The following is a 7,989-nucleotide window of genomic DNA, read 5'->3' on the forward strand; positions in this document are numbered from 1 at the left end:
CCGGACTCGGAATCGAACATTTGTGCAATCCTATGTTTTATTGAATAAAAAATAATGTATATAGTTTTTTACCAACGAATATTTACCAACAAATCATAGGTGTTGTCAATTTAAATCAATAAGTTAAGTTATTGTTCGTTAGTAGACATCAGTAAACATGGGTTCATGCATAATGTAAATATCGTGTTGTCAAATAAAAAAGCACTTTTTGCTAAAGTCTATAACTAATTGTTTTTAATTAAGTTATCTTCTTTTGTTCTCGTTTTCTCTCTAAAAGCTGTGAAAACTCTAAAAATAGGTGTTGATCGTCATAAGCGATATTCGAATAATACATTACATCAAATAACACAAGGAAAAATATATGAAAGAAAAAACAAAACTTATCCGTATTTCTGAAGTAATCGATCGTACTGGATTCTGTAGAGCTTGGATTTATCGACTGATTAAAAATAATAGTTTTCCATCACCTGTAAAAACAGGTGAACGGTCTATCGCATTCATTGAAAGTGAAGTTGATCAGTGGATTGATGAAAAGATTTTTTATTCACGTAATCAGGCTGCGTAAAAACACTCTCACTTACTATTTGTTATCTTGAATATTGATTACACTATTTATAGTGTAAAACGTCTAAAATCGCATACAGAGCGTTTTAAGGCTATATATGGAAAATATTAGATACTTCGAGTAAAGGCCGGATAAAATCCAGCCTTTTTTTATTTTCTTTTATCTAATTGATCATGGTGTTTAAAATATTTTTCATTCTATATTGACAGGTAATATATAGAGATCTATAAAGAATAAAGATACAAAAAAAGCCAGATATTAAATCTGACTTTTTAAGGACTAAAAAAGTTTTCGCTGACTTTTTTAAGTCTTGTAATCAGTTATACGAGAACGTGATTACAAATATAAATAAAGTATTATCTAATCAACTTATATTTGTCAAATCTAAATCCCAACTTTTTACAAGTCTTTTAAATACCATTTCCAGAACCCTTTTTAATCCTCAAAAGCAATAACGTTAAAACCTGCTGTATCAGGTATAAGAATGAAGGTTCCTCAAGTGATTGGCGGTTCTTATGTTATTGTGGCAGTGCCGGGTGATACGTAGCTGCCAACCTGAATCGCAATACCTAAAGTTTTTTTGAACATTAGTATAGCTTCTTTAGTAAAACGAGAAGTGTTTTAAAATAGCAATGGTATTGTTTGCGTGGGTCGTGGGGGAAGTATCAGAATGGAAACGTTCTGAATATTTTCAAGACGCAATGAGCATCTTCTATCTTTCCATTTTTGGCGTGGGGGGTAGGGGGGGAATGCTTAAAGAAAAACTAAGTTTTCCTGACGGAAAACTACTACGACTGAAAGTCGCCATCTAAAACCCCAGAACCTAAGCTGATAAAATTCTAGTACTACTAGTACAAAAAATAAAAAATAAGAGTAAAACTAGATCAAAAAATATTAAAATATTTCCCACGCCAGATATCCCACTATAGAGCTTTGCCCGCTGGTCTCCCTTCAAGATCCGAATCCTAAATAGGCAATATCGGTATAAAAGATCGATAATTAAGTATTGATAGGTTTTGTCAATCAAAGGCTGTTGGATCGATCGGCGTTTAATTGGTATAAACGATCGATTAATTACTTATAATAGTTTATATCTATCGTGATGTGATTTTCGATCGGTACAAACGATATGACGAACTATGAAAATAATTGAATTCTAAGACGTTTGCAGGTCGATCGTAGATCTGTGCCATTGGTGAGGAAAAAATATGCGCAAGTTGATGTTAGCAGCAGGTCTTGCCGTCCTGCTTTCGGGTTGTGGTGATGATGGGATTTATGGCAACTATATAAATCAACAGTATGGCGTCAGACTTGATATTCAGAAAGACGTGATCAAGTTTCGTGATGGTGTTTTTACCGTTAAAAGCTGGGATGAAAGTAAGAAACCCGTCTATATCGCTAGAACTCAAAACAAAGATCTCGGTTCTTGGACTTTTAAAATAGAAAAAGTCAAAGATGGTGTTGTTTACCAAGGTGCAGTTTTTAAGAAAGATTAGAGGATTAGAAAATGGAAAACAATACTATTCAATGCCCCTACTGTCTAAAAGAAAGCCAGAAAGGGGTTCACGTATGCACTGGATGTCAAGCAGCTGTATTATACGGTGCTCCTCCGGGTTGGTGTGTATTTTTAGTTATACTTGGCTCTTTTATAATATCTATTTTGATCGGGCTGAGTGCAGGGATAGTTGCATTTAATATAAGTTTGTTTGTCATTGCGATTGTTGGGTTTATTATTAGCAAGTTGGCTTTCTCTGACAGGATTTCTTTCAGGCGAAGAATGTAAAATACGTCTTCCAAGGTGATGGCTCCCTACGTGAACCATCACCCATAACAAGTTTATTTATTCATTGCGTCATCAAGCACTAAATCGGAACCCGCTTGCGGGACCCCACGATTTAGCACTTGACGATTTTACCCCGCTGCAAAATTTACGCAAAGCTACCAGAACGACAATATATTATTTACTCTATCTTTTATTTGCATTTTATTTTTCGTGCAGTGTATTTATTTATGTAGCCGCTATATTGACAAACTTTTTATATCGGTTATTTATTTAAATGTAGATTGAGTTCAGCTTTATTTTTGTTTTTCGGAAACTGAGGCAAGGTGTAATCCCGTAGCCGGTATTATACCCCAATCTTCGATTGGCCCCCTCTCACTTCGTTCGGAGGGTTGAAAAACAAAAAGCTCTACCTTCCGCTTATCACCTATCAAGGTGAGCGGTAAACAATAGTTAGTTTTACATTTTAATCATTAACCAAGGAGTTATATATGGCATTACCTAAAAGCATTAAAGAGTTTTATAGTTATGATGAGTATTATTTTATTAAAGAATGTTCACGTTGTGCTTGTAGAAGAAAGCATATGTTATATACAGATTTAGTAGATATTGAAAGATCAGTTCCATATTCAGAAAATGTCTCAGATGCTCAACAAATGTTCGAGTGGGCATGTGAAGAGACAGAAATAGTTCAAGCTGAAGTTGCTTTTGTTTCCTGCTGTAAATGTCATAAGCGAGATATGATCAGCTTTCTTGATTGTTTTACTGATGATGTTTTGAAAAAATATAAAAAAACATTAAGCAAGGATAAATAAATATGATTATTGTATCTGTGGGAATGATGCTTCTTTGTATTATGCTTGGCGGTTTTATGATTAGAAGCTGTATGGGAAAAACAAACTCTTCAAGCGAAGCAAAACAAGCAATATCAGATGTTAGAAAAATAATAGATAAAAAAGAACTTATAAAATACAAAAGGAGACATCAACAATGATTATGGAATATGAAATGAAACTTAATATATTAGCGCGTTTTTTTTACTATATTGAGCAGGATAAAGACACACCTTTTGATTACTCTAGCTATGACGAACAATGTTTATGTTATTTTGTCGCTAATAGATATATTAACGAAAATAAAGCTGGTGATCTTATACAGGCATTAATAGATACTAATGACGATGATTATATAAAAGCTATAAGAGATTATGTTCAGTATACAGCTTTAAATGAAGTGAGAAAGAAATATGAAGACAGATAGAAAAAGAGGACGTATAGAGTTAAATCACGAAGAACGCAGAGATATATCTATACAGTTTAGAGTAAACAAAGCAGAGTTTGAATATTTAAGATCATTAGTTGAAGCATCCGGCCTTGAGAGAGGCCATTACATCCGAAGAGAAATATTAAAATCTGAACCTGTTGTAAGAAGAAAGATGCCAGAAGTTAACCAGAAAACATATATACAGCTTTCAGCTATTGGTAATAATATAAATCAATCAATAAAAAAACTAAATAACAATGAATATTTTGATAAAAATGAAGTTGATAAGCTTATGTTTAATATAAAGCAAGTTAGCAGAAGGATATTAGAAATAAACAAGGATCTAAATTATGAAGGGATACGTAGCTAAATCAGGTAAATCATTTAAAAATAGAGTTGATTATATATTAAAAGATGATCACAGTTTTATTTGTAGCAATATGTCAGCAGATAAAAATAACGTTAGTGATTTAACTGATGAGTTTAAAACTGTAAGCAGCTTTAGACAAGATATAAAAAAACCAGTCTTTCATGCGTTTTTATCTCTTCCCAAGAATGAACATTTAACAGATGAGAAATGGGAAGAGATAGCAAAAGACTATTTGAAAGAAATGAATATCGATATAGAAAAACATCAATATATTTGTGTGCGCCATAAAGATACGGAGCAAGATCACATTCATATAGTAGCCAATCGCATCGGTTTGGACGGTTCCGTATGGCATGGTAAGCACTCAGCATTTAACACAATAGCAGCTTGTGAACGTCTTGAGATAAAGCACGACTTAACCATAACTAAGAGCTTGCAGGGGCAAAAATCAGACGTATTAACACCAACCAAGAATGAGATCGAGCAAGCCCTACGTACAGGTGAGAAACCAGCTCGTATCGTGCTACAGAACGCATTACAGGCGGCTATGTTGGGTAAACCAGATCTACAGACGTTCATAGACAGACTACAGGCTGTAGGCATCGATCCGGCCTTCAACGTTGCAAGCACTGGCAACGTCGCCGGGGTGTCATTTGGTATCAAAAATAATGAAAAAAATATTTTCTTCAAGGGTTCATCTCTTGGCAAAAAATTTAGTTGGAACACTATAAAAAGTAAGGTGAAATATGACAAAAATAGAGATGATGAACTCATTAGGAGCTTCTCAGCAAGAAAAGATGATGAACCAAATAGTGTTGGACGATCATTTGTTGAACCAAATATCAATGACAGTAGAACCTCTGACAGAATCAATGATGATATTATCGGAGTCGGTCAGTACGGCATTAAATCAGACGCAACAGACACTAACCAGAGTGAACAACTCATTAGAAGCAACAACAACTGCTTTAAACTCAGCGAAAAATATAATAGACCAGCAAGCCATAAAGTTAGAAGAACAACACAAAAAGCTGCACAAATACTCAACAGAGTTAAAAAACAATACCATAAAGAATCAATCAAAACTTATAATAAAAGTCGCTTCAATAGTAGGCGTGATACATTTAGTGGCGGTTCTATCAGTAGGATACTTGATCATGCAGAAACAGCCACAACAGCCACGAATAAATTTAGACTCAAAAGCGGTAGCAGTTTCAATAGTAGAGCAGCTAAGATCGAAGAAATGAGAGAGCGATTAGGGATACAGAAACCAATAATAGTGCCTAAGAGTAGAGAAAAAATCATTCATGATAAAATAAAGAAAAACTCATATAATATAGCAGTAGGAAAAGATGACTTCAGAAAAAGATTAAAGTCAAAATTAAAAAAAGATACATTAAATATGGATGAGTGTATTAAGAACTCAGTATATAAAATGTTTTGATTGTATACATTTTAAATTTCACCTTAATCAAATAAAAAATGATACCTATTGTGTTCAAAAATATACTTTATTAAAAAGATATGATATCAATAGGTGGGCTAATGAAAGCCCGTATTTTATATTGAGTTGGATTTATTGCTTTAACGATTTTGGAGATGATCCAATCTGTAAAATTATGTCAAAGACACTATCCTGAACTTTAATTAATTCCTCATTCGTGATCTCTATTTCATCATATCTCAATGAAGCATCACCAATTATTGTAGGAATCTTGTATTCATCTATCTTATTTTGATAATTTTTGTTAAACATACTAACTAAATGATTCAATTGGTGGCCCTTTCCTTTAAGCTCTGGTCGTGTTGCTCCAGTCTTCAATAGCCATGATTTTAGTATTTTTTCCAAAAATTGATTATAGGCCCATTTAGAATTTGCCAGATGGGGTTGATTTAGAATGAAGTTATTCTTTATTCCTTCCAGATCGTTTGTTGCGGCTCTTATCATTTCTAAATTACTCAGTCTCCAGTCTGAGATAATAATTGCCGCATTTAATCCTTTTTGAAAGGATGAAAATATATAAGACTGTTCTTTGTCAGATAAAGATTTTGAAAAATCTTGTGTAATACCATCTATCATTTCAAGAATGTTTGTTTCGTTCCCATTTTTTTTGACATTTAAATCTTGGTCAATAAAAAAATTGCATTCACCATAAAAGTTAGGAACTCTACAAGTTAATATTTGACCTCGTAAGAGCAACAATAAAAAGCCAATATCATAGTTGGTGTGCAGCCTGTTTCCATATCTTTCTTTATACCACTCTTGCACAATATAAGTTACTCTGTAAGACTCATTCAATGACTTTTTTTCTATTGGGCAAAAGATAGGTAAACTAATATCGTATTTTTTGCTAACCTCTGATAGGCATCGCCCTATGCGGTGAGGTATAGGTGTTTTATCTGCGTCAAAACCGTGGTCGACCTTTCCGATAAAACTTTTTAACTCTGATTCATTAATCATAAATCAAATCCTATTCATAAAGTTTTTTGCAAAGTCAAAAGGCATAATATGCTTTTCTTTGTTCATATCCAAATAATCGGACCACCACTGCAGCATTAACCGTCTTTGGGTAATATGTTTAGCTTTGTGAATATAAGCCGCACGAACATTATTTTGTTCCTTGTGGCTCATTTGCCGTTCTATGGCGTCTTCAGTCCAGATACCTGATTCAACCAGACTACTACAAGCCATCGTGCGGAAACCGTGGCCGCATATATCTTTTTGTGTGTCATAGCCCATAAGCCGCAATGCTTTATTAACTGTATTCTCGCTCATAGGTTTACGATAATCATGACAACCGATAAATATCAAGCCCTCACCATTGCTAATATCATAACTAATATCTTTTAGCTCTTTTAGTATTTCAATGGCCTGATGACTTAACGGCACATAATGCGGTATCCGCATTTTAGATCCTCTCTCAGAAAATCTAACGTTCTCGATCTCGTCTCTTTCTGGCGGAATAACCCATAAAGCATTTTTAAAATCTATTTCAGGCCAACGAGCAAACCGCAATTCACTTGAGCGGATGAATACAAGCATAGTGAGCTTTAAAGCTAATATCGTTAATCTACGCCCATTATAAGCATCAATACGAGCAAGTAGATCGGGTATTTGCTCAAGTTCAAGCGCTGGGTAATGCGTTCTTTTAGGTGTGATTAACGTGCCGCCGAGTTCATTAGCGGGATTATGGTTAATCATATCTTCTTGAACAGCATAACGCATGATAGCTGTAATACGTTGTTTCAGGCGTGAAGCCGTTTCGTGCTGGCCTTTACCCTCAATTTTACGAAGCGGAAGCAACAGATCGCGCGTAGTCAACTTGGTAATATCTTTTGAGCCGATAGCAGGGAAAAGATGATTGATGAGGCTGTTTAAAATCCGTTCACTATGCTGAGGTATCCAGCGCTCACTGACAGACATTTTTTTGTGCCAGTCCCGCGCCACTGCCTCAAACGTAAAATCTCCGCGCTCCTCAGCTTTTACAGCCTTTTTTTGCTGCAACGGGTCAACTCCATTAGCTAACAGAGATTTCATCTCTAAGAGGCTTGTACGAGCTTCTGAGATCGATACAGAAGGGTAGGTGCCAATTGAGAAGACCTTTTGCTTACCATCGAAGCGATAAGCCGCTTGCCAATATTTGGAACCGTTGGGATGCACCAGCAGATAAAGCCCCTTACCATCTGATAGCTTGATCTGCTTGTCGGAAGGCTTGGCGTTTTTTACAGCAATATCAGTTAAGCGCATGATAAGCCCCCATGTGCAAATGTTGGTAAAAATCTCATCGAACTGAGATTACCAACATTTTTACCAACAAATAAGGGGCGCTGCCAGTAGATTTTAACGGACAGTAGTAGACAGCTAGAAGGGGATAACTTGTTGACTTTATAAAGCAAAACGGACGTCAGTAGACGTCCGTTTCTAAATGAGTGGTGCCCGGACTCGGAATCGAACCAAGGACACGGGGATTTTCAATCCCCTGCTCTACCGACTGAGCTATCCGGGCAACG

10 protein-coding genes and 1 tRNA gene are annotated in these 7,989 nt (G+C 35.3%); 8 read left to right on the forward strand and 3 right to left on the reverse strand.

Features of this window, described 5'->3' with window-relative positions; translation table 11 throughout:
* The first annotated feature begins 361 nt into the window (after positions 1–361).
* The 8 genes from HV261_RS27445 (at position 362) to HV261_RS27480 (ending at position 5,422) form a co-directional block, all read left to right on the forward strand.
* Positions 362–565: a helix-turn-helix transcriptional regulator gene (locus tag HV261_RS27445; protein WP_035339627.1), complete on the forward strand. Its 204-nt coding sequence runs from the start codon at positions 362–364 to the stop codon at positions 563–565.
* Positions 566–1,773: 1,208 nt separating this feature from the next.
* A complete protein-coding gene (locus HV261_RS27450; protein ID WP_134440073.1) occupies positions 1,774–2,061 on the forward strand; it encodes a hypothetical protein in 288 nt (95 codons plus the stop codon).
* An 11-nt stretch (positions 2,062–2,072) separates the two neighbouring features.
* Positions 2,073–2,348, forward strand: coding sequence for a hypothetical protein (locus tag HV261_RS27880; RefSeq protein ID WP_134440071.1), 276 nt, complete (start codon positions 2,073–2,075; stop codon positions 2,346–2,348).
* A gap of 488 nt (positions 2,349–2,836) precedes the next feature.
* A complete protein-coding gene (locus HV261_RS27460; protein WP_134440069.1) occupies positions 2,837–3,160 on the forward strand; it encodes a hypothetical protein in 324 nt (107 codons plus the stop codon).
* A 2-nt stretch (positions 3,161–3,162) separates the two neighbouring features.
* Complete coding sequence (locus HV261_RS27465; RefSeq protein ID WP_162835190.1) at positions 3,163–3,339, forward strand: hypothetical protein; 177 nt, start codon at positions 3,163–3,165, stop codon at positions 3,337–3,339.
* On the forward strand, positions 3,336–3,605 hold the full coding sequence (locus HV261_RS27470) for a hypothetical protein (protein WP_101983367.1): 270 nt from the start codon (positions 3,336–3,338) through the stop codon (positions 3,603–3,605). The genes HV261_RS27465 and HV261_RS27470 overlap by 4 nt, the downstream gene beginning before the upstream one ends.
* Positions 3,592–3,978: a plasmid mobilization protein gene (locus tag HV261_RS27475; protein ID WP_110229049.1), complete on the forward strand. Its 387-nt coding sequence runs from the start codon at positions 3,592–3,594 to the stop codon at positions 3,976–3,978. Before HV261_RS27470 ends, HV261_RS27475 begins: the two co-directional genes overlap by 14 nt.
* Positions 3,959–5,422, forward strand: a complete 1,464-nt coding sequence (locus HV261_RS27480; protein WP_110229048.1) for a relaxase/mobilization nuclease domain-containing protein — start codon at positions 3,959–3,961, stop codon at positions 5,420–5,422. Before HV261_RS27475 ends, HV261_RS27480 begins: the two co-directional genes overlap by 20 nt.
* Before the next feature lie 132 nt (positions 5,423–5,554).
* Here the strand turns inward: HV261_RS27480 and HV261_RS27485 are convergent, their stop codons facing one another.
* The 3 genes from HV261_RS27485 to HV261_RS27495 form a co-directional block, all read right to left on the reverse strand.
* The gene (locus HV261_RS27485; RefSeq protein ID WP_101982860.1) at positions 5,555–6,439 is read right to left on the reverse strand and encodes a HEPN domain-containing protein; all 885 of its coding nucleotides are present in this window, start codon (positions 6,437–6,439) and stop codon (positions 5,555–5,557) included.
* Between the two features lie 3 nt (positions 6,440–6,442).
* Positions 6,443–7,726 carry a tyrosine-type recombinase/integrase gene (locus HV261_RS27490; protein WP_134440067.1) on the reverse strand — a complete coding sequence of 428 codons (1,284 nt, stop codon included), beginning with the start codon at positions 7,724–7,726 and terminating at the stop codon, positions 6,443–6,445.
* Positions 7,727–7,909: 183 nt separating this feature from the next.
* Positions 7,910–7,985, reverse strand: a tRNA-Phe gene (locus HV261_RS27495).
* Between the last annotated feature and the right edge of the window lie 4 nt (positions 7,986–7,989).

It is taken from the genome of Citrobacter sp. RHBSTW-00671, from assembly GCF_014103415.1.
GTDB lineage: Bacteria > Pseudomonadota > Gammaproteobacteria > Enterobacterales > Enterobacteriaceae > Citrobacter.